Genomic DNA, 22,706 nt, shown 5'->3' with positions numbered 1-22,706 from the left:
CCGCTTGTGCCGCTTGTCGTCAGCGAACGACGTACATGATGCGTCGGGTCTGCGGATCGATCAGCGCCCGCTGGCCGTTCACATAGACATAGCGGTAATTGTAGTCCGGAATCTCGCGCAGCTCGACGGTGTCGGGCAGGGTCGCGCCGGTCACCACTTCGCCTTCGAGATAGATGGGATCGAGGCGATGCGTGTCGACATAGGTGCGGACTTCAGCCGGGGGCGAAGGGAAGTCATCCACGACCGGATCGCTGGCGATGATCGCGCCGGTATAATCGGTCGAGTAGTTGCCGATGTCCTCCGGCGGCGAGACGACAGCAACGCTAGAACGCCGTTCCGTCAGCACCACCCGGCTGCCGCCTATATCGGCCGTCACATAGTCGGAATAGACCCAGCCCTGGCCGCCGGCCTCGGCTATGGTGCACCATTTGCTGTTTTCGATGCAGCCATTGAGCGTTGCCGACTGACCGGCGGCGAGCACGCCGATCACAGGATATTGCGGGCCAGGCCCGGCGCGCACGTTAAGATCGGTGACGGCTGAGACGGCGGTATCGGCAAACGCGGCGCCCGACATCACGGTCAGCATTCCGGCTACCGCAGGAAACAATAGGGATTTCATGGTTTCTCTCCGTTTTCATGGTCCCTCGGCAGCGAAAACGGGGCAGCAGCTCATGCGTTCCCGCTAAAGCGCCTGCGCCAACTCACGATTTGTTCCGTGTTCTTTCGGCAAATCGGTCAGAAGTTCGTGAACGAATTCCAATTTCCGCGCCGTGACGTCCGAAATGACAAAGGGGTAGAGGTCGGGCAGACCCATGCAGCGGTTGATCGAATTGGAGGCCTCCGACAGCACCAGCCAGCGGGCAAGGATCTTTTCGAAAGGCTCCGGCGCGGCCGCCGGCTCCGAGGGTGCCGCCTGCAATTCGCCGCCGGTGTCGCCGCGCGGCAAGTCGTTGGCCTCCACCGTCTCCAGCCGGCCGAGTGGAAAGTTCAGTGCGTGCACCATTTCCAGCGTATCGGTGATATGCAGGTGGTGAGCCCAGGTCTCGGCCCAGTCCTCCCAAGGATGCGAGGTCGCATAGGCCGAGATGTGGCCCTGCTGCCAGTCGGGCGGCGCACCATCGGCATAATAGGCCTTCAGCGCTTGTTCGTAATCGGCGCGGTCATCGCCGAACAGTGCGCGGAAAGCTTCGAGCCTGTGCGGATCGTCGCGGATGAGGCGGTCCCAGTAATAGTGCCCGAGCTCATGGCGGAAATGGCCGAGCAAGGTGCGGTAGTTCTCGCCCATCTCGACGCGCCGCTTCTCGCGCTCGGCCGAATCCGCCTCGGCGACATTGAGCGTGATCAAACCATTGTCGTGGCCGGTGAGGATCCGCTCGCCACCAGGGCCGCCGCCGATCGGATCGGCGAGGAAGTCGAAGGCCAGGCCGACCTCGTCGGCAGGAGTCTGCTTGGGGACTACCGGCAGCCCGAAGGCCAGCAGCGAGTAGATGGCGCGCTTCTTCGCCGCTTCGACACGGATCCAGCGGCGGCGGTTGCCGTCGACGGAGAGATCCGGGATCAGCTGGTTCAGCACGCAGGCGCGGCAAAAAGCGTGACCCGGTTCCGCCATCCAGTTGCAGGCGCATTCGTCGGCGTTGGTGCACTGGAAGACGCCGTCGACGCCCGCCAGCGCAAAGCGCGCGTGCTCGGGATCGTAGAGCACCGGGTTCCCGCAGTTCAGGCACTTGGCGTTCTCGAAATAGATGCGATGGCCGCAATGGGGGCAGTCGAAGAGTTTCATGTCGGTCTCAATTCACCGGAGGTGACATAGATGTTCACGGCGGCCCGTGCCCAACGCGAACAGCCGCGCGGCGTTCCGCATTTTGTCGAACTTGTTGGAACATAATCTCTGCAGAACGAGGTTTCGCAAAGCGAAGACCAGGTTCCACCTGTCGTTGGTTCCGTCCTTCGGTTCGGATCATGTCCTCGCCGCAAGCTGGGTGACAACCTGTCTTGCCACCGCTTCGCCCGACAGCCGTGCGCCGCCGCAGGTCTGCATCAGTGGACCGGCCAGGTGCTCGCCGGCGAAGAAGATCTTGTCGGCCACCGGCTGCATGAGTGCGGCGCGCGCCAGTGAACGGCCGGGGCGAGCGGCGGCATAGGCACCGCGTACGAAGCGCTCGCCGCCCCAATTGGTCATCATGGCGCGTCCGACATGTTTGCGCGTATCGCCGCCGAAGATGCCGCACAGCCGGTCGACGACGAAGTCGATGCCGGCCGCCTCGCCGGCCGCCGACATTTCCCAGGCGAAATCGCCGCCGACGAAGCCGACCATCAGATCGAGGTCGAACGGGAAGCACAGGAAATAGATGTCGTGCCTGGCCATCCGTTCGATCAGCAGGTCGTCGAAGGGCTGCAGCCCGAGCCTGGTGCCCGATATTTCGACCGGCAATTTGGTCAGCATGCCCATCGGCAGGTCGAAGAAGGCGCCGAAATGCGTGTCTGGCAAGGCCGGCGAGAACGCGATCTCCTCGAAGGCGAGCACCGCCGGCGAAGCGGTGACGATCACCGCCTTGGCGCGGACGGTGCCGCGATCGGTGACGCAGGCGACGCCCGGCACGTCCCACAGGATCTTGCGCACCGGCGTCGAAAGTTCGACCGGCACGCCGGCGCCGAAACGCGCCACCAGCGCGCCAAGGCCCTCCTTGCTGAAGTAGTTCGGGTCGAGATCGGCAGCGGCCTGGAAGTCGAGGATCGAGATTTCGTCCTCGTCGGCACCGAAATCCATCGGCCCGGCGAAGGTGGCGGCGGCGCGCGGTGCATGGCCTTTTGCCAACAGCGCCGAAAGACGATCGTCATCTCCGTCCTTCACTTCATGCTTGGCCAGCAGTTCGAACAGCTTTGCGTCGGCGGCCTTCATGTCGGCTTCTTCCGCTTCGCTCGCCTTGCGCTCGCGGTAGTAGAGATGATCGACGTTCATGTCGTGATGATGCAACGTCCAGCCTGCCGCCTGGGCTTCGGGAAAATAGGGATTGCGGTCGGCCGCATGCAGCCAGGCGCAGCCGATGTCGAAAGGCACGCCGAAATGCTGGTCGCTGGTCCAGGCTCGCCCGCCGATTCGGTCTATCGCTTCGAGCAGCGTGAAGGAAAGCCCCGCCGCCTGCAAGCTCCTGGCGGCGGCAAGACCCGCCGAGCCGGCACCGATGATGACGACATCAACGTCTTGCATGCAGCCCCCCTGCCACAATAATCACTTGATCCTAGGCAAATTCCACGGCATTCGCCAGCATTGCAGCGGTGACAGTGACAAGTGCGCGTTTCGCTGGCAAGTTCGCAATTGGGACGTGATTCAGGCAACCAGGAGATCAACATGGCAATTCTTGCCAAGGGAAAGATGTTTGCAGCGGCCGTGGTGGCGGTGCTTGCGCTGGCGACGGGCGCACAGGCGGCAGCCAGCTGCGGCAAGACCGGCGCCGGCTTCGACGCCTGGAAGCAGGACTTTGCCGCGCAGGCCAGGTCGGAAGGTGTAGGCGCCAAGGGGCTGGCCGCTCTGGCCGGGGCAAACTACGCGACAAAGACGATCTCAGTCGACCGCGGCATTCACAAGGCCTTCAGCGGCTCGGTGGACGATTTCATGCGGCGTCGTGGTGGTGCAGCGATTATTTCCAAGGGCCGGTCGCTGAAAAAGTCGAATGCGGCGCTGTTCTCCAAGATCGAAGCGAATTACGGCGTGTCGCCGGGCGTGTTGCTCGCCATCTGGGGTATGGAAACCGGCTTCGGTTCGGCCATGGGCAACCAGAACACCGTCTCTGCCATTTTGACGCTTGCCTATGATTGCCGCCGGCCGGGGTTCTTCTACCCGCATGCCATCGCAGCCCTGAAGCTGGTTGATCGCGGGGCGTTGACAGCCTCGTCGGTCGGGGCCGCGCATGGCGAGATCGGACACACGCAGTTCCTGCCCGGAAACGTCCTGAAATATGGCGTCGGTGGCGGAAACCTGCGCGACAAGAGCACGGCGCTGGCTTCCACCGCCAACTTCCTCAAGGGGCATGGCTGGCGGGCGGGCGCGAGCGCGAGTGCGAATATGGGCGCGATTGCCGGCTGGAATTCCGCGAGCGTCTATCAGCAGGCCATCGCCCGCATTGCCACGGCGATCGACGGCGATTGACGGATCATGCTCCGGGCAGAAGGCCCCGGCTATTTTTGACTTGATCGGAAACCCGGCGCGAATGTCGGGTTTCATTTGATTTCGAGCGTGTAGGAGCAGCCCGCCAGCGTCTTGCCGGGGTGCGACTCGACGGTCGAGACGTTGAGCTTGATGCCCGTGGAGAAGGTCAATCCTTCCGACTCTTCGGTGCTTTGGACAACGACCTTCTCGCCAAGGAATTTTTCCGGCGTCGAAAAAACGGCAATGACATTGAGCTCCCTGGCAAGCTCTGGCGCCGCAATGCCATCGAGCACGGCCATCGGCCCGGCTGCGGTAAACACGATCGATCCCGTCTCGCGGTTGAACACGCGGATTTTGGCCGGCAGTTCGTATTGGCTGAGAAACGGATTGCCCGAGGCAACCTCCTTCCAGCCAAGCGTTTCAACGGCACCTGGTGCGCTGGACAGCCACAGGGCAAAGTCGTTGTAGGTCGGAACGTCCGCCCTGCACTCGATCAGGGCCGGAAGGTCGAGAGAGGCGGGGTCGAACTCCTGGCCGGCGGCCGGCGTCGCCAGAACAACCAGCGGCGCCAAGCAGCGACCGAAACCGCGCATCCGCGCTACTTGGTGCGGCTGCGCGCGGCCAGCGTCCTTAGCCTCAGCGCGTTGAGGCGGATGAAGCCGGCGGCGTCCTTCTGGTCGTAGGCGCCGCGGTCGTCCTCGAAGGTGACCAGCGCATCCGAATAAAGCGTCTTCTTCGACTTGCGGCCGGTGACCATGACATTGCCCTTGTAGAGCTTGAGGCGCACCGTGCCTTCGACGTCTTCCTGGCTCTTGTCGATCATCGCCTGCAGCATCAGCCGTTCGGGCGCGAACCAGAAGCCGTTGTAGATCAGCTCGGCGTAGCGCGGCATGAACTCGTCCTTGAGGTGGGCGGCACCTCGGTCGAGCGTGATCGATTCGATGGCGCGATGGGCGGCGATCAGGATGGTGCCGCCTGGTGTTTCGTAGACGCCGCGCGATTTCATGCCGACGAAGCGGTTCTCGACCAGGTCGAGCCGGCCGATGCCATTGTCGCGGCCAAGATCGTTGAGTGCCGCCAGCATGGTCGCCGGCGACAGGTTCTTGCCGTTCAGCGCGATCGGATCACCCTTCAGGAACTCGATCTCGATCTCGGTGACCTTGTCCGGCGCGTCCATCGGCGAAACGGTGCGCTGATGAACGAATTCCGGCGGCTCCACCCACGGGTCTTCCAGCACTTTGCCCTCGGAGGACGAATGCAAGAGGTTGGCGTCGACCGAGAAAGGTGCGTCGCCCTTCTTGTCCTTCGGCACCGGGATCTGATGCTGCTCGGCGAAATTCATCAGGTCGGTACGCGACTTGAACGTCCAGTCGCGCCACGGCGCGATGACCTTGATATCGGGGTTCAGTGCGTAAGCTGAAAGCTCGAAGCGAACCTGATCGTTGCCCTTGCCGGTGGCGCCATGCGCGATCGCGTCGGCGCCGGTTTCCCGGGCTATATCGACCAGATGCTTGGAGATCAGCGGCCGCGCGATCGAAGTGCCAAGCAGATAGGTGCCTTCATAGACGGTGTTGGCGCGGAACATCGGGAAGACGAAGTCGGCGACGAATTCCTCGCGCACGTCGACGACGCGGATGTCCTTGATGCCCATCATCTCGGCCTTGCGACGGGCCGGCTCGAGTTCGCCGCCCTGGCCGAGATCGGCGGTGAAAGTCACGACTTCGGCGCCGAGTTCAGTCTGCAGCCATTTCAGGATGATGGATGTGTCGAGACCGCCGGAATAGGCGAGCACGACCTTCTTGACGTCTTTGGCCTTGGACATTTCTACTCCGTCGATGGCGGACGCCCCAGCCTGGGCGTCACGGATTGTCGCAGCGCCTTTTAGCAGGAACGGCAGAGCGAGCAAGCACGCGTGCATGCATGGCTTCTGGTCCAGCGCATGGCCGGTGGCCGCCGGCAGCGGAAACAACCTGCTGCAATCAAAGGCTGCATTTGCCGGAAGGACTTAATCAAGTTTTCACGCCGTGCCGCTAACATTCGCGACAAAGCCGTCTCGACCATTTCGGGCGGCTTCTTGCCTGCCTTGTCGCGGGTGTCCTCGGGCTCGGGCCGTTCTTGATGCGCGTTATATCATGCATCGCCATGGAGCATAATCTGTGGCTTGTCCTGCTGGCGGCACTGATGTGCGTCACCGGCTGCTGGGTGACGATCGGCCTCTTCGACCGTTCGAGAAAAACCACCGGCGTGCAGATGAAGGGCTGGCTGTTCCTGACCGCGGTCGCCGCCGGCTCGTCGATCTGGTGCACCCATTTCATCGCCATGCTAGCCTACCAGCCCGGCGCGCCGATCACCTTCGATCCGGTCCTGATCATGGCATCCCTGGTCATAGCCATCGCCGGCACCGGGCTGGGTTTCACCCTCGCATCCGGCAAGAGCCGGCGCCTGGCCCCGGAATGGGGCGGCGTCGTCGTCGGCCTGGCGATCTCGGCCATGCACTACACCGGCATGATGGCCTATCACGTTGCCGGCATCGTCGAATGGGACGGCCCCTATGTCGTGGCCTCACTGGTCATCTCGGCGGTGTTCTCCGCCCTGGCCGTCGGCCATGCCGTGCGCCGGCCATACCGCTGGTCGCACTATCTCGCCATCGGGCTGCTGGTGCTGGCGATCGTCGGCCTGCATTTCACGGCTATGGCCGCGGTGGCGGTGACGCCGCTGTCCTTCATCAGCACAGGCACCAATCCCGATATTCTGGTGGCAATGGCGGTCGCCGTCGCCGTGGTGGGCCTGATCGTCGCGGCTACCGGCTTCGCCAGCTATCTGATCGATGAGCGTGGTCGTTTGGAGAGCTTCGAGCGGCTTCAGCATCTCGCCCTCAACGACGCCCTTACCGGCCTTCCCAACCGGGTCTCCTTCAACGACCGCCTTGACCATGAAATCGACCGGGCATGCGAGGGCGAGGACACTATGACGGCGGTCATCGTCATCGATCTCGACCGCTTCAAGGAGATCAACGACCTCAGGGGGCATGCGGCCGGCGACCAGGCGCTCAAGATCGTCGCCCGCAGGCTATCGAAACTCATCGGCGAGGGCGAATTCGTCGCCCGGCTCGGCGGTGACGAGTTCGCCGCGATCAAGCGCTTCAAGGATCAGAAGGACCTTCTCGGGCTGGTCTCGCGGCTGGAGAAATCCCTGTTCGAGCCGTTGCGGCTCGACGATTTCGAAATCGCCGCCGGCGCCAGCATCGGCGTCGCCGTCTATCCGCGCGACGGGGCCGACCGCGAGCGGCTGGTCAGCAATGCCGATCTTGCCATGTACCGGGCGAAGAACGACGTCACGCGAGCCGTCTGCTTCTACGAATCCGCCATGGACGAGACGGCGCGGGCGCGCCGTGCCTTGGCCACCGACCTTCGCCAGGCGATCGACCGCGGCGAGCTTTCGCTTCACTATCAGGTGCAGACCTCGGTCCCGACCGGCGCTACCTGCGGCTACGAGGCGCTGCTGCGCTGGACCCATCCGGTGCACGGCATGATCCCGCCCGCCGAATTCATCCCGATTGCCGAGGAGAACGGCTCGATCATGGCGATCGGCGAATGGGTGCTGCGGACCGCGTGCCGCCAGGCGGCCTCGTGGGACAATGGCCACAAGATCGCGGTCAATCTGTCGCCGGTGCAGTTCGCCCATGCCGATCTCGCCAAGCTCGTCCACCAGATACTGGTCGAGACCGGGCTGTCGCCGAAACGCCTGGAGCTGGAGCTGACCAAATCGACGATCGTCGCCGACAAGGTGCGGACGCTGCATGTCCTGCGCCAGATCAAGGCGCTGGGCGTGACCATCGCGATCGACGATTTCGGCACCGGCTATTCGTCGCTCGATACGCTGCGCTCGTTTCCGTTCGACAAGATCAAACTCGACCGTTCATTCATGGCTGACGTCGAGCGAAGCCCGCAGGCCAAGGCCATCATCCGGGCGGTGCTGACGCTGGGCCGCAGCCTCGACATTCCGGTGCTTGCCGAAGGCGTCGAGACGCATGTCCAGCTCACCATCCTGCAGGTCGAAGGCTGCAACGAGGCGCAAGGCTATTTCCTCGGCCGGCCCAAGCCGATCGACCAGATCACCGGGGACGCCGATGTCCGCAACGATCAACTCGTCGCGGAGGAGCCGGCGAGGATGCGGCTGAGCAGGCAGGCATAGGACGCCGCGGCCGGCCGTCCAGCGAATGCCGTGCGGACGCCTGCTGGATCGAGATCGGGTCGCTGCTGTGTCTGGCATCGTCATGGCGCATCCTGTATAGGCCTCGCAATCCCTTGGGGCCGCTCATGTCGTTCATTCCAGACACCACCACGCTGATCCAGTTCGCCATCGCCACGGTCATCCTGGCGATCACGCCGGGGCCGGACATGACCCTGTTCGTCTCGCGCACGCTGAGCCAGGGCCGTGCCACCGGCTTTGCCTCGATGGCTGGCGCGCTGTGCGGCACGCTCATCCACACCACGCTGGTGGTGGTCGGCGTCTCGGCGCTGATCGTCGCCTCGCCGATGGCTTTCTTCGTGCTGAAGATCTTCGGCGCCGGCTATCTCGTCTTCCTGGCCTGGCAGGCAATCACCAGGGGCTCGGCATTTTCGCCGGAGAAGAAGACAGGCCCCGAGATTTCGCTGTTGCGCAGCTGGGCGGCGGGCCTCGGCGTCAATCTGCTCAACCCGAAGATCATCCTGTTCTTCATGACCTTCCTGCCGCAGTTCGTCTCCGCGCATGATCCGAACGCACCGGGAAAGCTGTTTTTCCTTGGGCTGATGTTCATCGTGCTGTCGGTGCCGGTGACGGTGCCGATGGTGCTGGCGGCGGAAAAGTTTTCGGCGGCGATGAAGGCCAGCCCGCGCGTCACGCGGGTGGTCGACTATCTGTTTGCCGGCGTGTTCTCCGCCTTCGCCCTCAAGATCCTGACGGCCCAGGCGAAGTAGGCGCCGTCATCCTGTCCGGCCATCCTCTTTTGAGCCTGGTTCGCCTTGCCACCAGCTTGCGGCCCAGCGCCCGGCGCTGAGCCAGTAAAAGATACCACCGACCATGCCGCTGCCGATCACGGCCATGATGGCGCTGGTGTCCCTGACGATGAAGGCGGTGTCATCGCTGCGGTCGGCAAGCCCGAGGAAAACACCGGCAACCACCGCGCCTGCCAGCGCATAGAACAGCCAGTCGCGCCGGCCCAGGATTTCGGCAAGCAGGATGACGACAGAGGCCGGCATCAGGGCGAAATAGGCGACGAACAGGGCGGCGAAGGGAATTGAGAAATACAGGGAAGCCGTCGCCGTCGGGTGCGCATGTTCCGGCGTGTAGCCGAGCGATGCCAGGAACAGGATGTTGAGGAAGGCACTCGCCGCCAGCGAGGCGACGGCATAGCCGAACAGGATGACAGTGAAACGGACGAGGTAGCCGACGAGACGCGCCATCAATCTCTGCCCAGAGTCTGTCGCGTGCCGGATCTGCGTCCAGCCAGAAGCCAGTAGACCGAACCGGCGGCAATGCCGGCGGTGGCGAGAAAACCCAGAAAGCCCGGATTGAAAACAAAGCTGCTGGCCGAGCGCGGCATGGATACGCCAAAGGCGATGGACGTGATCGCGCCGGTGGCGGCGAAGTAGAACCATCCCCGAAGTGAAAACCGTTCGGCGATAAAGAGCGCCGGGCCGACGATCAACAGCGCGCCGATCATTACGGTCAACACGGCGAGCGGGAACGAGCCCAGCCAGTCGAAGGCCAAAATGATGGACCAATTGCCGTCTTCGATGCCTTCCAGAAGAGCGATCAGCAGCACCGGCACCAGGATCGAAGTTAGCACCGCGGCGACATAGCCGACCGCCATGATGGCGAAGCGTCTTAGCCAGGCGAAGGGGCGGCTCACGCCTCGCCGTGCCCCGCAATCATCATCGCTTCCAGCGCCAGCCGGTCGACCTTGCGCATGCGCTCGGAGTCGGATTTGAGCTGGCCGCAGGCGGCGAGAATGTCGCGGCCGCGCGGCGTGCGGATCGGCGAGGCATAGCCGGCATTGTTGATGTAATCGGCGAATTTCTCGATCGTCTCCCAGTCCGAGCACTGATAGTTGGTGCCCGGCCACGGGTTGAACGGGATCAGGTTGATCTTGGCCGGAATGCCCTTGAGCAGCTTGATCAGGCCCTTGGCGTCCTCGATGGAATCGTTGACGTCCTTCAGCATCACATATTCGAAAGTGATGCGCTTGGCGTTCGACAGGCCGGGATAGGCGCGGCAGGCGGCGATCAGTTCGTTGAGCGGATACTTCTTGTTGATCGGCACCAGCAGGTCGCGCAGATCGTCATTGGTGGCATGCAGCGAGATCGCCAGCATGACGCCGATCTCCTCGCCGGTGCGGAAGATTTCCGGCACGACGCCGGAGGTCGACAGCGTGATGCGCCGCTTCGACAGGGACAGGCCGTCACCGTCGGAAGCGATCAGCAGCGCCTTCTTCACCGCCTCGAAATTGTAGAGCGGCTCGCCCATGCCCATCATGACGATGTTGGACACTTTGCGGCCTTCGGCCGGCACGATGGCGCCGTCGGGCGTGTCGCGGTCAGGGAAATCGCCGAGCCGGTCGCGGGCGGTGAGTAGCTGGGCGAGGATCTCTTCAGCCGTCAGATTGCGCACCAGCTTCTGCGTGCCGGTGTGGCAGAACGAGCAGGTCAGCGTGCAGCCCACCTGCGAGGAGATGCACAGCGTGCCGCGACCCTCTTCGGGAATATAGACCGTCTCGATCTCGACCGGCCGGCCGGCGCCGCGCGGCGGGAAGCGGAACAGCCATTTGCGCGTGCCGTCGGCGGAAATCTGCTCCTCGACGATCTCGGGCCTGGCGACGGTAAAATGCTTGTCCAGCTCGGCTCGCAGATCCTTGGAAATGTTGAACATGCCGGCGAAATCGGAGACGCCGCGCACATACATCCAGTGCCACAGCTGCTGGGCGCGCATTTTCGCCTGGCGCTCGGGCACAGTGCCTGATGCAACCAGAGCCTCGGCGAGTTCGACCCGCGTCAGGCCGATCAGCGACGGCTTTTCGGGCTGTGCCGCGCGGGCACGCAACGCGTCGCGGGCGCCGTCAGTGGTGAGATCGAATGAAAGGGTCATGGTTGCACTGATATAAGCGGTTTGCGGCCGATTTCACGCATCGTGCCGGAAAGGAAGCGCGGCGCATAGCACAGGTTGAAGGCAGAGTCATGCGGAGTGCGATGATGCACCCTCGCCAGAGATCCACCAACAGACCCAAAAACGAAAGGCCGGGCTTTGCGGCCCGGCCTTTCACTCAAAACAAAGCCTAGCCTATTTGCACTTGGCAATCGACGTCAGCGCCGCCGAAATACCTTTCAGGGAGAAGACATAGGAGGTGGGATTGCCGCGGCCGGACTTCGCCGTCACCTTCATGTCGGTGCCGGTCTTCATGGCGGCGATCAGCACCGGCTCCTCGGCGGCATTCTCGACCCAGGCCGATTTGCCGCGGGTGAACATCGAAAACGTCTTCTTATCGATGGTCACGGTGGCCTTGGAGCCGTCCTGGAAGTTGTAGCCGGCAATGAATTGCGGCTCGTACGACACTTGCTGGCCGGGCCGCTGGCTGACGAAGAAGAACATGTCGCCATGGTCGAGCGTCGGCGGCTGCTTGTCGGTCGGCACGGTCAGGACATAGCAGACCTTGCCGCCCGATGCCTGGTAGCTGTAGGTGCCCCAGGCATTGTGCTGGCCGATCTTGGTCGCCGACTGCGCCAGCGCCGGGGCTGCCACGGCCACCAGGACCAGACTCGAAACTATAGCAATCAATCCGCGCATCGCTTTTCCCGTATTCCAAATGGTGCGGAGGCAGGCCGGCTTGGCGTCCTGCCCGTCGCTTCATTTTGATTTAATCTGGGTTACCAAACGGTGAATTTCCGAAGAGAAAAGGACCCTCACCCCGAGGAAACCGCCGCCATTCCCGCGCCGCCGCCTTGCGAGCGGCTGGCGCGACATCCCTTTGGCGACTTGGAGGCCACGAAAGCGGCAAGAGTTTGACTTTTTACGCTGCCGCGGAAAGCCGGCTTCAACGGCGTTCCGTGCGCGTGTTTAGCCCTTGTCGGCCATGGCGTCCCTGGCCGCCTGCCGGTGCGCAGTGGTGATGTGGGCACTGACGGCGGTGATCGCGGCGGTGAGCACGGCGATGTCGTCGGTGAAGCCAAGCCCGAAGACGAAGTCGGGGATGACATCCACCGGCAGCACGAAATAACCGAGCGCGGCCAACAGAATGCCTTTGGCGCGCAGCGGCGTGTTCTTGTCCATGGCGCAGTAGTAGGCGGCCACGACCTCTTCCATGAAGGGGATCTGCCGCGCGGCCTTCTTGGCTGTGCGCCAGAATTTCTCGCGCACTTGGCTCTCGTCTGCCAGCTTGCTGCCAAAGCCGAAGAAATCAAAACCGGATTGTTGCGCCATCAGTTTCTCCTTGCGAGCGCCCATGCGCTTCCGGCGCATGCCCGCGGGGAAAATGTGGTGAAACCCGACCCCCGCTACAAGATGCCGGTGCCGATTTGGGCCTCCCGAGGCGATACCAGGCCTCAGGCGCCGGCAAAACGGTTCATTTTCTTGGCTAGATCGATATCGAGCGCGGTGACGCCGCCGGCGTCGTGAGTGTTCAGGGTCACGTCGACTGTCTTGTAGACATTCGACCAGTCGGGATGATGGTCCATCGTCTCGGCGGCAAGCGCGACGCGGGTCATGAAGGCGAAAGCCTCGGAGAAATTCGCGAAGGTGAATGTGCGCTTGATGGAAGCGCCGTCTTCCGCCAGCGCCCAGCCGTCGAGACCGGTCAATGCGGCTTCAGCGGCTTGCCTACCCAGTTTCTCTCTCGCCATGTCCATATCCTGTGCTATTCGAAAACGACCCTCACCATAGCGACGGATCGATGAGCGCGAAGCCCATAAATTCCATTCTCTTCGTCTGCCTCGGCAACATCTGCCGGTCGCCGCTGGCGGAAGGTGTCTTCCGCGCCGTTTGGGCCGAGCGCGGGTCGGCCCGGGATATCCTGCTCGATTCAGCGGGAACCAGTGACTGGGAGGCCGGCTCTGCCCCCGATCGACGCGCGATCGCGGTCGCCATGCGGCACGGCGTCGACATTTCCGGGCAGAGGGCGCGCAAGGTCACGCCGCAGGACCTCCACCGTTTCGACCTGATCCTCGGCATGGACCGGTCGAATGTCGCCGACCTGAAGGCGCTGGCGCCGGCGGCCGTGCAGGACCGCATCCATCTGTTCCTGGAGTTCGCGCAGGGAAAGTCACGCGACGTGCCGGATCCTTATCATGACGAGGCAGAAGCCTTCGCTTCCGCCTATCGCATGATCCGCGAGGCGTCGGAGGCGCTGGCGACAAGGCTGGAGGCGCGGGCGTCCGTGCCTGACAGCGGCCAGGCTTCCTCGACGATGTAGGGTCCGCCGCCGACCGAATCGCGCGACGACATCAGCACGAAACGGCCGATGCGGAACGGCAGCGTCGAGAAATTGCCGCGCGCCGACAGATATTGGGCGACGTCCAGCGGAGTCGAATTGCGTAAGCGCGCCAGCGTCACATGCGGCATGAACTTGCGCGGATCGGCCGGGATGCCTAGCCGCTGGCAGATGCGGTCGATCTCGCCCTGAAGGGCAGCCAGACCGGGCGAGGCGGAAGCACCCGCCCACACCGCATGCGGCTTCTTCTGGCCGAAAGCGCCGACGCCGGACAGCGCCAGCGAGAAGGAAGGGCGGTGGACGCGGTCGAGCGCGTTGGCGATCTCGTCGGCGACATGGCCGGGGACATCGCCGATGAAGCGCAGCGTCAGATGGTAGTTTTCGACATCGATCCAGCGGGCTCCCGGCAAGCCGCCCCGCAGCAGGGACAGCGAAAGGGCAGCGTCACGCGGAATTTCGAGGGCGGTGAAAAGACGCGGCATGAAGAGCCTCCCTTCCTCGAATCGAACTGTCACCTATAGCGAATCATCGATAGTCAAACGGAGCAAGAGGTTTGTTGGCCACAGTCCCTGTTAAAAGCTTGCCGGGCGGAAACAGTTCCAATCCGCTAGGAATCGCCCGGCACTGCCGCGATCACCTTCTCTACCGTCGGCAGGATGCGTTCGACCATCTGGTCGACGCCTTTTGCGCTCGGATGCAGGCCGTCCTCGAGTTGCATGCCGGGCTGGCCGGCGACGCCGTCGAGAAAGAACGGGTAGAGCACGACTTCGTATTTCTTCGCCAGGTCCGGAAAAATGGCGTCGAACGCATTCTGGTAGTCGGGACCGAGATTGGGTGCGGCACGCATGCCGGCCAGAAGCACGGCAATCTTGCGCTGCTTCAGCTTGCTCAGCATCTCGTCGAGGTTCTTCCTGGTGATGTCGGGCGAAACGCCGCGCAGCATGTCGTTGGCGCCGAGTTCGAGGATGACAAGCTGCGTGCCGTCCGGCACCGACCAGTCGAGCCGAGCCAGGCCGCCGCTCGTCGTGTCGCCGGAGACGCCGGCATTGGCGACGATCACATCCTGGCCCCTGGCGCCAAGCGCGGCCTGCAGCCTGTCGGTAAAGCCCTGGTCCGGGCCAAGACCGAAGCCCGCCATCAGGCTGTCACCGAAGCCGACGATCTTGAACGGCTCGGCGCTCGCCGACGACATGGCGCCGCTGATGGCGAGGAAAACCATCAAGCCTGCGGCAATACTGCGTTTGAAAGACATGCGGCAGGCCCCATATGAGCTAGGAATTCTTCAGTCGACGGCTTCCGGCAAGCAGAGCCTTTCCAGATATAGGACGATTTCATTTTGACAGAAGCCGTCATCGCGCTGAAAGATGTATCCCTGACCCTTGGCGAGGGCGCTTCATCGGTCCATGTGCTGAAGGGTGTCAGCCTTGATGTGGCGACGGGCGAGGCGACCGGCATCGTAGGGCCTTCGGGTTCCGGCAAGTCGACATTGCTGATGGTCCTGGCAGGCCTGGAAAGGGTCGATTCGGGTACGGTCCGAATCGCCGGTGAGCTGCTCAACGGCAAAAGCGAGGACCAGATTGCTTCGTTTCGTGGCCGAAACATTGGCATCGTGTTCCAGTCCTTTCATCTCATTCCCAACATGACGGCGCTGGAAAATGTCGCGGTGCCGCTGGAACTGGCCGGCCATGCCGATCCGTTTTCGGTGGCGGCGCGCGAGCTGGCGGCGGTTGGCCTCAGCGACCGCGTCACCCACTATCCCGGCGAATTGTCGGGCGGCGAGCAACAGCGCGTGGCGATCGCCCGCGCATTGGCGCCGTCGCCGCGCATCCTGATCGCCGACGAGCCGACCGGCAATCTCGACCAGGCGACCGGGCGGCAGGTCGCCGACCTCTTGTTTGCCAAGGCGGCCGAGCGCGGCATGACGCTGGTGCTGGTGACCCATGATCCGGCGCTCGCGGCGCGCTGTTCGCGCCAGGTTTCGATGCGCTCGGGCCGGATCGAGGCACCGGCCCCCGTCAAGGTGACGGCCTGATGCCGCTGTCCCGGACGTTGAGGCTCGCGGTCCGCTTCTCACTGCGCGAGATGCGCGGCGGCCTGTCCGGCTTCCTGATCTTCCTCGCCTGCATCGCGCTCGGCGTCGCGGCCATCGGCGGCGTCAACTCGGTGGCGCGTTCGATCACCGCCGGTGTCGCCAATCAGGGCCAGACGCTGCTCGGCGGCGATCTTCGCTTCCAGATCAACCAGCGTGACGCCAGCCGGGCGGAGCGCAGCTTCCTTGACGGGCTCGGCACGGTTTCCCGGACCGCCAGCATGCGTTCGATGGCGCGTCTGGCCGACGGATCCGACCAGGCGCTGGTCGAGGCCAAGGCGGTCGACCATGCCTATCCGCTCTATGGCACGCTGGAGACCGAGCCGGCACTGTCGAAACAGGAACTGTTCGGCGAAGAGTTCGGCGTCTTCGGTGCGGCGGCACCCGATCTTCTGTTCGAGCGGTTGCACGTCAAGATCGGCGACCGGCTGAAGCTCGGCACCGCCACTTTCGAACTGCGCGCCAGGCTGGTCGCCGAACCGGACGCCGTGTCCGACGGTTTCGGCTTCGCCCCAAGGCTGATGATCTCGACCGACGGACTGGCGGCCACTGGACTGATCCAGCCGGGCAGCCTGGTCGAGAATGCCTACAAGATCCGGCTGCCGGCAGACGCCGACGAGGTGCGGCTGAAAGCCGTCCAGGACAAGGCCGCCACGGATTTCCCCGAAGCAGGCTGGTCGATCCGCACACGCAGCAACGCGGCGCCCGCGCTGTCGTCCAACATTGAACGTTTCTCGCAGTTCCTGACCCTGGTCGGGCTGACGGCGCTGGTGGTCGGCGGCGTGGGCGTCGCCAATGCGGTACGCGCCTATCTCGACGGCAAGCGCGGCGTCATCGCCACCTTCAAGAGCCTGGGCGCTTCGGGCGGCTTCGTCTTTGCCGTCTATCTCGTGCAGATCCTGATCATAGCCGGATTGGGTATCGTGCTGGGCCTTGTGCTCGGCGCACTGATGCCGTTCGCGGCGAGTGCGGCCTTGCAATCCGTCATTCCGGTGCCTGCCGAAGGCGGCTTCTATCCCGGCGCGCTCGGTATGGCGGCGCTGTTCGGCCTGCTGGTGACGTTGGCTTTCGCGCTGCTGCCGCTCGGCCGCGCCCGCGACGTGCCGGCAACCGCGCTGTTTCGCGAAATGGGGCTGGAAGGCCGCGGCTTGCCGCGCCCCGCTTATGTCGCGGCCGCCATAGGCATCGCGCTGTTGCTTGCGGCGCTGGCCATTCTGTTCTCGGGCGACCAGCGCATAGCCTCGATTTTTGTCGGCGCTACCGTCTTCGCCTTCCTGGTGCTGCGCGTGGTCGGCGCACTGGTGCAATGGGCGGCCAGGAAAAGCCCGCGCGTGCGCTTCGTGGCGCTCAGGCTCGCCATCGGCAACATTCATCGGCCAGGCGCCCTGACGCCATCGGTGGTGCTGTCCCTGGGGCTTGGCCTGACGCTGCTGGTGACGCTGGCGCTGATCGATGGCAATCTCAGGCGGCAGATCTCCGGCAGCCTGCCGGAACGGGCGCCGAACTTCTTCTTCGTCGACATCCAGAGCGCCGATGTCGCGTCTTTCTCGGCGCTGATCGGCAAGGAGGCCCCGCAGGGCGTGCTGGCCAAGGTGCCGATGCTGCGCGGCCGGGTGATGGCGCTGAACGGTGTCGATGTCGACAAGGTGAAAGTGCCGGCGGAAGGCGCCTGGGTGCTGAGGGGGGACCGCGGCCTGACCTATGACACCAGGCAACCGGAGAACGCGACGTTGACCGAGGGCAGTTGGTGGCCCGAAAATTACAGCGGCGAACCGCTGGTTTCGTTTTCGGCGCAAGAAGGCAAGGAGATCGGGCTGAAGCTCGGCGACACCATCACCGTCAATGTGCTGGGCCGCAATGTCACCGCCAGGATCGCCAATTTCCGCCAGGTCGAATGGGAGACGATGGGCATCAATTTCGTCATGGTCTTCTCGCCCAACACATTCGCAGGCGCCCCGCATGGCTGGATGGCGACGCTGACCGAAAAGAGTGCCTCGACGGCCGACGACGCCCGCATCCTCAACGCCGTCACCCGCGCCTTCCCCGCGGTGACGACGGTGCGGGTCAAGGACGCGCTCGATGTCGTCAACCGGTTGGTCGGGCAACTCGGCACGGCGATCCGGGCCGCCGCTGGCGTGGCGCTGATCGCCTCGGTGCTGGTGCTGGCCGGCGCGCTTGCAGCCGGCAACCGGGCGCGCATCCATGATGCGGTGGTGTTGAAGACGCTGGGTGCGACACGCACGACGCTGATATCGGCCTTCTCGCTCGAATATATGCTGATCGGGCTGGCCACCGCCATCTTCGCGCTGGCAGCGGGCAGTGCTGCCGCCTGGTTCGTCGTCGCGCGCATCATGACATTGCCGTCGCATTTCATGCCGGAGGTGGCGGTGGCAACCATTCTGTTTTCGCTGGTGGTCACGGTCGGCATTGGTCTCGCCGGCACCTGGCGGGTGCTCGGCCACAAGGCAGCACCGGTGCTGCGCAATTTGTGACGACAGGCCCGGAAATGGGCATCCTGGATTAAATCTTGGTAAGAAAGCCCTCCGAAAAGCCGAGGAATCGGCACTTCGCCCTCTCACGAACCGTTACATCCGGTTACGGTCTTGTTCTTGACGCGAATAACCATCATATTTCGCCACAGGCATGCTGGAGCCCTGCCAGCGGCGCCTGGGTCCGGAAGGACCTGACACCGGACGGGGTAGAAGCAATAGAGGACTACAATGGCTGATCCCATTCGCAACTACCAGACGCGCGCCGTGCCCGGCGTCAGCGTCGGTGCCGACATCGATCAGGGCCTGCGCGCCTACATGATCAAGGTTTACAATCTGATGGGGCTTGGCCTCCTCATCACTGGTCTTGCCGCTGTCGGCACGATCATGCTGGCCACCACCACCGATCCGGCTTCGGCTGTCGCGACGCTGCCAAGCGGCGAGATGCTGACCTCGTTCGGCTACGCGATCTTCGGTTCGCCGCTGCGCTGGGTGGTGATGCTGGCGCCGCTGGCCGCCGTGTTCTTCCTGTCGTTCAGGATTCAGTCGATGAGCGTCGCTGCCGCGCAGACCACGTTCTGGGTCTATGCCGGTCTCGTCGGCCTGTCGCTGTCGTCGATCTTCCTGGTCTACACCACGGCAAGCATCTCGCAGACCTTCTTCGCCACCGCCGCCGCTTTCGGCGCGCTGTCGCTGTTCGGCTACACCACCAAGCGCGACTTGACGGCAATGGGCTCGTTCCTGATCATGGGCGTGTTCGGCATCATCATCGCGTCGGTGATCAACATCTTCCTGCAGTCGTCGGCGCTGTCTTTCGCCGTGTCGGCGATCGGCGTGCTGGTCTTCGCCGGCCTCACCGCCTATGACACGCAGAAGATCAAGGAGATGTATTTCGAGGGCGATGCTACCGATGTCGCCGGCCGCAAGGCGATCATGGGCGCGCTGAGGCTCTATCTCGACTTCATCAACCTGTTCATGTTCCTGCTGCAGTTCATGGGCGACCGCCGCTAGTACAGCAGCGCTTGGACCATCGAGTTCCAGAAGGGCGGCCCAACGGCCGCCCTTTTCTTTTGTCTTGGCCTTTGCTGTTATTGCGAGCAGAGAAACGACATGCATAAACAATGAGCAATATTACGATCCGGCCTGTCACGGTGGCCGACCTCGACAGCGTCACGGCCATCTATGCCGACGCGGTGACCCAAGGCACGGCGAGCTATGAGCTGGAGCCGCCGAGCCGCGCGGAGATGGGTGTTCGATTCGACAGCCTGATGGCCGGCGGCTTTCCTTACCTGGTGGCGGAGAAGGACGGCACTGTTCTCGGCTACGCCTATGCCGGCGCCTTCCGGCCGCGCCCGGCCTATCGCTTCATCGTCGAGGATTCGGTCTATGTCGCGCCCGAGGCCAAGGGCCAGGGCGTCGGGCTCAAGCTGATGCAAAGCCTGATCGAGGCAGTGACGACGGCGGGCTTTCGCCAGATCATCGCGGTGATCGGCGATGGCCGTCCCGACAGTGCCTCGGTGCGGCTGCACGAAAAGCTCGGCTTTCGCTATTCGGGACGCCTCGAAGGTTCCGGCTACAAGCATGGGCGCTGGCTGGACACGGTGTTCATGCAGCTGTCGCTGAATGGCGGTGCCTCGGCGCCGCCCGATCCGAGCTCGCTGCCGGAGCGGAAGTTTCGTCTTAAAGGGGACTGAAGCGAGGAATCGGGGAACTGAAGAACTGAACAACTGAAGAACTGAAGAACTGAAGAACTGAAGAACTGAAGAAGAAGGCGGTTACATCAGGCGTCGAGTGCCCAATTCTTCAATTCTCCAGTTTCTTCAATTCCGTAGCTCAAGCCTCTACAACCTTGAGCTTGCTGTCGAACACACCAAGCACGCGGCCAAGTTCCTGACCGCGTTTCAGGATGCGGCCGCCGGCGGCGATGACGGCAAAAGCGCCCTGCTTGCGGGCCAGTTTCGGATCCTTGACGATCTGGAACAGCGGCACTTCACTGGTGCGGCGGAATACGGAAAACACGGCGCGGTCCGCAAGATGATCGATGGCGTAGTCGCGCCATTCATTGGCAGCGACCATGCGTCCGTAGAGCCTGAGGATCTGGTCCAACTCGCGGCGGTCAAACCGTACCGGCTGATCGAGACGTTCGCGTCGTGCCTCGTGCAGCGGGATCAATATCGCGGATGCGTCCCCATCCCCCGTCCCGCCGCTGTCATCCGTCATGCCTCGATCCTTCAAAATGAATCTTTGCCAACCAAAGTTGGCGTGTTCGCGACTGAATTGCAAGGCCTAGCGAACCGAGCCCCGCGCCGCGCCGTTTTCGTCACGTCCAGTCACTTTTATGAAACGCCGTGTTGGAATTGGTGATGTTCCGCCACATTTCTGCCTTTTTTTATCCGCGCTCATGCCCCAATGTCCGACGAATTTACCGGTGTTGCCTGAGACGGTTCGGTCCGGCACCGGCTCGTAAACCCCAAGCCCCCCGCCCACGGGTCTGCGTCGGATCGAACCAACCTCGGCTCTTCCTCGGAAGAACCGGGTGCGACGATCCCAAAACCTAAATGACCGACGTCAGAAGCAAGCTGACGTCGGTTTTTTATTGGGTGGTGAGTCGAGTGCGGTTTCACCGAGCGTCGCGTCCCCCTCACCCGGATTGCCAACCGAATTGCGAAGGGGCAATTCGGGACAATCCGACCTCTCCCCGAGGGGAGAGGAGATCGCGGCGGCGCTTTACCTCTTCTCCCCTCGGGGAGAAGGTGGCCGCGAAGCGGCCGGATGAGGGGCCTCCCATCCACAGTCCTAGCGAAGATGGGGGCGCCGGCGTCCGTTACGGCTTGTGGATGAACGCGGCGCCGAGAATAGGACCGGGCATGCCGTCCTTGCCGACCGACTGCAGCAGCACGGCGCAGCCGCCCTTTTTGGCAATCTCGCTCATCGGCAGCTCGTAGCGCTGTGCCTTGCCATGCCACATGCCAGCGGTCTGAATCCCGGTGACGGCGTTCCAGTAGGTCATCTTGCGGCCGGTATTCTCGCCCTCGCCGACCTTGACCGTCTGCGGCGGGTCGAAATAGACGATGACGACATGGGCGTCGCTGGGGCCGTTGCCGGCATCACCGGCGTCGATCGTCACACGGTCGCTGGTGCGGCTGACCTTGACGGCGACGCGCATGCCTTCGCCGTTCTTGGCCATGCGGGCGAGCGCGCCATCGACCTCGCCGCGGCTGGCGCCGTTGACGTGGACACGGCCGTTGATGACGGCCTGCGGCGTATAGACGGAGCGGCTGCCGAAGGCGCGCATGTAGTCGTATTGCCGCTCGGTGTTCTCCTTGCGTGCCAGCGTGTCCTGCCAGCCGAGATAGTCCCAATAGTCGACGTGATAGGCGAGCGCGACGATATCTTCCTTAGCGGCAAGTTCGGAGAACAGCGTATCGGCCGGCGGGCAGGAACTGCAGCCCTGGCTGGTGAACAGTTCGACCACGCCCAATGGCCTGTCGATCTGGAGCCTGTCGATCTGGACCCGGTCGGCATGGGCGCGATCGGATTCGCCGGCATGCCCGGCGCCGGCAGACGCCGAGAAGGCCAGCGCAAGAGCTGCCAGCCACAATGATTTTCGCGAGGCCATGGCCATTCCGATTCCCGCCGGTGGTGCCGGCTTTATCTTGATTGCTAAAATATGTGGCAGAACCGGAAGTCAACGGGAAGTCACGTTGCGGTGAAATTTTGCCATTGCAGCCGACCGCAACCCCGCAATAGGAAGGATCTGCGCTTCAGGATAGAAACCGATTCGGGCGGCAATCACGATGTGGCAAACGTTTTTGGCGCCGGTCGACCTCTATTGCGAGCGGACCGGCCCGGAATTCTGGTCCGAACCCGTCAACGCCCTGACCAACCTCGCCTTCATCGCCGCCGGCCTGTGGGGCGTGCGCGAGGTGCGAAGGCTGGGCACCGGCGCCTTCGCCGAGGTGCTGGCCTGGTGGGTGGTGGCGATCGGCATCGGTTCGACGATCTTCCACACCTTTGCCACCAAGGGCACGGTCTGGGCCGACGTGCTGCCGATCGCCGGCTTCACGCTGGCCTACACGCTGTTCAATTTACGCCGCTTCCTCGGCATGCGATGGGGCAAGGCCATCGCCATCTTCATTGCCTTCTATGTGCTTGCCGGGGCGATAACCCTTGCCGTGCCGGACTGGCTGCGCCAGGCGTCGAACGGTACGACGGGCTATCTGCCGCCGTTCCTGGCGCTCGCCTTCTTCGGTGTCTGGGTGACGGTGAGCGGCAATCGCGCCGGCTGGTATAATCTGGCGGGCTCGGCGATCTTCGTCGTGTCCGTCATCTGCCGGATGATCGACCCGGTGGTCTGCGGCAGCTTTCCGCTCGGAACGCACTTCCTCTGGCACATCCTCAACGGCGTGATGCTCAGCGTGCTTTTGGCGGCAGCGGCGCGGTTTGGGAAGCCGAAGGTAGGGGAATCGGGGAATAGGGGAATCGGGCAATAGGGCAATAGGGGAATCGGGGAATAGG

24 protein-coding genes are annotated in these 22,706 nt (G+C 63.4%); 9 read left to right on the top strand and 15 right to left on the bottom strand.

The features are described from left to right. Positions 1-19 precede the first annotated feature (19 nt). From NKJ11_RS31645 to NKJ11_RS31635, 3 genes are all read right to left on the bottom strand, one after another. Positions 20-619, bottom strand: a complete 600-nt coding sequence (locus NKJ11_RS31645) for a DUF1236 domain-containing protein (RefSeq protein WP_023811326.1) — start codon at positions 617-619, stop codon at positions 20-22. A 63-nt stretch (positions 620-682) separates the two neighbouring features. After that, positions 683-1,780, bottom strand: a complete 1,098-nt coding sequence (locus tag NKJ11_RS31640; protein ID WP_128304288.1) for a zinc-binding metallopeptidase family protein — start codon at positions 1,778-1,780, stop codon at positions 683-685. A gap of 177 nt (positions 1,781-1,957) precedes the next feature. Next, positions 1,958-3,208: a flavin monoamine oxidase family protein gene (locus NKJ11_RS31635; RefSeq protein ID WP_352555592.1), complete on the bottom strand. Its 1,251-nt coding sequence runs from the start codon at positions 3,206-3,208 to the stop codon at positions 1,958-1,960. 141 nt (positions 3,209-3,349) lie between these two features. Between NKJ11_RS31635 and NKJ11_RS31630 the strand changes: the two genes are divergently transcribed. Further along, positions 3,350-4,147 carry a lytic murein transglycosylase gene (locus NKJ11_RS31630; RefSeq protein ID WP_128304286.1) on the top strand — a complete coding sequence of 266 codons (798 nt, stop codon included), beginning with the start codon at positions 3,350-3,352 and terminating at the stop codon, positions 4,145-4,147. Between the two features lie 71 nt (positions 4,148-4,218). On the opposite strand, the gene NKJ11_RS31625 is transcribed toward NKJ11_RS31630, so the two are convergent. Further along, positions 4,219-4,740 carry a hypothetical protein gene (locus tag NKJ11_RS31625; RefSeq protein ID WP_352630977.1) on the bottom strand — a complete coding sequence of 174 codons (522 nt, stop codon included), beginning with the start codon at positions 4,738-4,740 and terminating at the stop codon, positions 4,219-4,221. Positions 4,741-4,745: 5 nt separating this feature from the next. Beyond that, positions 4,746-5,969, bottom strand: a complete 1,224-nt coding sequence (locus NKJ11_RS31620; protein WP_352612825.1) for an argininosuccinate synthase — start codon at positions 5,967-5,969, stop codon at positions 4,746-4,748. Between the two features lie 296 nt (positions 5,970-6,265). Between NKJ11_RS31620 and NKJ11_RS31615 the strand changes: the two genes are divergently transcribed. Both NKJ11_RS31615 and NKJ11_RS31610 read left to right on the top strand, forming a co-directional pair. After that, entirely contained in the window at positions 6,266-8,341 is a 2,076-nt protein-coding gene (locus NKJ11_RS31615) for a putative bifunctional diguanylate cyclase/phosphodiesterase (protein WP_352630975.1), read from the top strand. A 125-nt stretch (positions 8,342-8,466) separates the two neighbouring features. Next, the gene (locus NKJ11_RS31610; RefSeq protein ID WP_127296353.1) at positions 8,467-9,108 is read left to right on the top strand and encodes a LysE family translocator; all 642 of its coding nucleotides are present in this window, start codon (positions 8,467-8,469) and stop codon (positions 9,106-9,108) included. 6 nt (positions 9,109-9,114) lie between these two features. On the opposite strand, the gene NKJ11_RS31605 is transcribed toward NKJ11_RS31610, so the two are convergent. From NKJ11_RS31605 to NKJ11_RS31580, 6 genes are all read right to left on the bottom strand, one after another. Further along, positions 9,115-9,594 carry a hypothetical protein gene (locus NKJ11_RS31605; protein WP_352612829.1) on the bottom strand — a complete coding sequence of 160 codons (480 nt, stop codon included), beginning with the start codon at positions 9,592-9,594 and terminating at the stop codon, positions 9,115-9,117. After that, positions 9,594-10,004, bottom strand: a complete 411-nt coding sequence (locus tag NKJ11_RS31600; RefSeq protein ID WP_352630973.1) for a hypothetical protein — start codon at positions 10,002-10,004, stop codon at positions 9,594-9,596. Before NKJ11_RS31600 ends, NKJ11_RS31605 begins: the two co-directional genes overlap by 1 nt. Before the next feature lie 35 nt (positions 10,005-10,039). Next, positions 10,040-11,275 (bottom strand): dual-specificity RNA methyltransferase RlmN, encoded by a 1,236-nt coding sequence (gene rlmN / locus NKJ11_RS31595; RefSeq protein ID WP_127321010.1) that lies wholly within the window; start codon positions 11,273-11,275, stop codon positions 10,040-10,042. A 192-nt stretch (positions 11,276-11,467) separates the two neighbouring features. Further along, on the bottom strand, positions 11,468-11,971 hold the full coding sequence (locus tag NKJ11_RS31590) for an invasion associated locus B family protein (RefSeq protein WP_023811316.1): 504 nt from the start codon (positions 11,969-11,971) through the stop codon (positions 11,468-11,470). Positions 11,972-12,241: 270 nt separating this feature from the next. Beyond that, positions 12,242-12,604: a YkvA family protein gene (locus NKJ11_RS31585; protein ID WP_023811315.1), complete on the bottom strand. Its 363-nt coding sequence runs from the start codon at positions 12,602-12,604 to the stop codon at positions 12,242-12,244. 122 nt (positions 12,605-12,726) lie between these two features. Next, entirely contained in the window at positions 12,727-13,023 is a 297-nt protein-coding gene (locus NKJ11_RS31580; protein WP_023811314.1) for a 4a-hydroxytetrahydrobiopterin dehydratase, read from the bottom strand. A gap of 50 nt (positions 13,024-13,073) precedes the next feature. Here NKJ11_RS31580 and NKJ11_RS31575 point away from each other — a divergent pair, with 50 nt between their 5' ends. Beyond that, complete coding sequence (locus tag NKJ11_RS31575) at positions 13,074-13,592, top strand: low molecular weight protein-tyrosine-phosphatase (protein ID WP_352630970.1); 519 nt, start codon at positions 13,074-13,076, stop codon at positions 13,590-13,592. On the opposite strand, the gene thpR is transcribed toward NKJ11_RS31575, so the two are convergent. Further along, on the bottom strand, positions 13,496-14,092 hold the full coding sequence (gene thpR / locus NKJ11_RS31570) for an RNA 2',3'-cyclic phosphodiesterase (protein ID WP_127382293.1): 597 nt from the start codon (positions 14,090-14,092) through the stop codon (positions 13,496-13,498). The genes NKJ11_RS31575 and thpR overlap by 97 nt on opposite strands. A 125-nt stretch (positions 14,093-14,217) precedes the next feature. After that, positions 14,218-14,862 carry an arylesterase gene (locus NKJ11_RS31565; protein ID WP_128304279.1) on the bottom strand — a complete coding sequence of 215 codons (645 nt, stop codon included), beginning with the start codon at positions 14,860-14,862 and terminating at the stop codon, positions 14,218-14,220. Between the two features lie 84 nt (positions 14,863-14,946). Between NKJ11_RS31565 and NKJ11_RS31560 the strand changes: the two genes are divergently transcribed. From NKJ11_RS31560 to NKJ11_RS31545, 4 genes are all read left to right on the top strand, one after another. Then, positions 14,947-15,642 carry an ABC transporter ATP-binding protein gene (locus tag NKJ11_RS31560; RefSeq protein ID WP_023811310.1) on the top strand — a complete coding sequence of 232 codons (696 nt, stop codon included), beginning with the start codon at positions 14,947-14,949 and terminating at the stop codon, positions 15,640-15,642. Next, positions 15,642-18,191 (top strand): ABC transporter permease, encoded by a 2,550-nt coding sequence (locus NKJ11_RS31555; protein ID WP_023811309.1) that lies wholly within the window; start codon positions 15,642-15,644, stop codon positions 18,189-18,191. The genes NKJ11_RS31560 and NKJ11_RS31555 overlap by 1 nt, the downstream gene beginning before the upstream one ends. Before the next feature lie 228 nt (positions 18,192-18,419). Continuing rightward, positions 18,420-19,199 (top strand): Bax inhibitor-1/YccA family protein, encoded by a 780-nt coding sequence (locus tag NKJ11_RS31550; protein WP_023811308.1) that lies wholly within the window; start codon positions 18,420-18,422, stop codon positions 19,197-19,199. Positions 19,200-19,309: 110 nt separating this feature from the next. Then, entirely contained in the window at positions 19,310-19,882 is a 573-nt protein-coding gene (locus tag NKJ11_RS31545) for a GNAT family N-acetyltransferase (protein WP_023811307.1), read from the top strand. 139 nt (positions 19,883-20,021) lie between these two features. Here NKJ11_RS31545 and NKJ11_RS31540 read toward each other — a convergent pair whose 3' ends face one another. Continuing rightward, entirely contained in the window at positions 20,022-20,408 is a 387-nt protein-coding gene (locus NKJ11_RS31540; protein WP_023811306.1) for a DUF2794 domain-containing protein, read from the bottom strand. Positions 20,409-21,012: 604 nt separating this feature from the next. Next, positions 21,013-21,813, bottom strand: a complete 801-nt coding sequence (locus NKJ11_RS31535) for a DUF1223 domain-containing protein (RefSeq protein ID WP_352612834.1) — start codon at positions 21,811-21,813, stop codon at positions 21,013-21,015. 172 nt (positions 21,814-21,985) lie between these two features. Between NKJ11_RS31535 and NKJ11_RS31530 the strand changes: the two genes are divergently transcribed. Beyond that, a complete protein-coding gene (locus NKJ11_RS31530) occupies positions 21,986-22,681 on the top strand; it encodes a ceramidase domain-containing protein (RefSeq protein WP_352795045.1) in 696 nt (231 codons plus the stop codon). The last annotated feature ends 25 nt before the right edge of the window (positions 22,682-22,706 follow it).

Source organism: Mesorhizobium sp. M0243 (genome assembly GCF_040321775.1).
Classification (GTDB): Bacteria; Pseudomonadota; Alphaproteobacteria; order Rhizobiales; family Rhizobiaceae; genus Mesorhizobium.
This window is presented reverse-complemented; position numbering and strand designations above follow the sequence as displayed.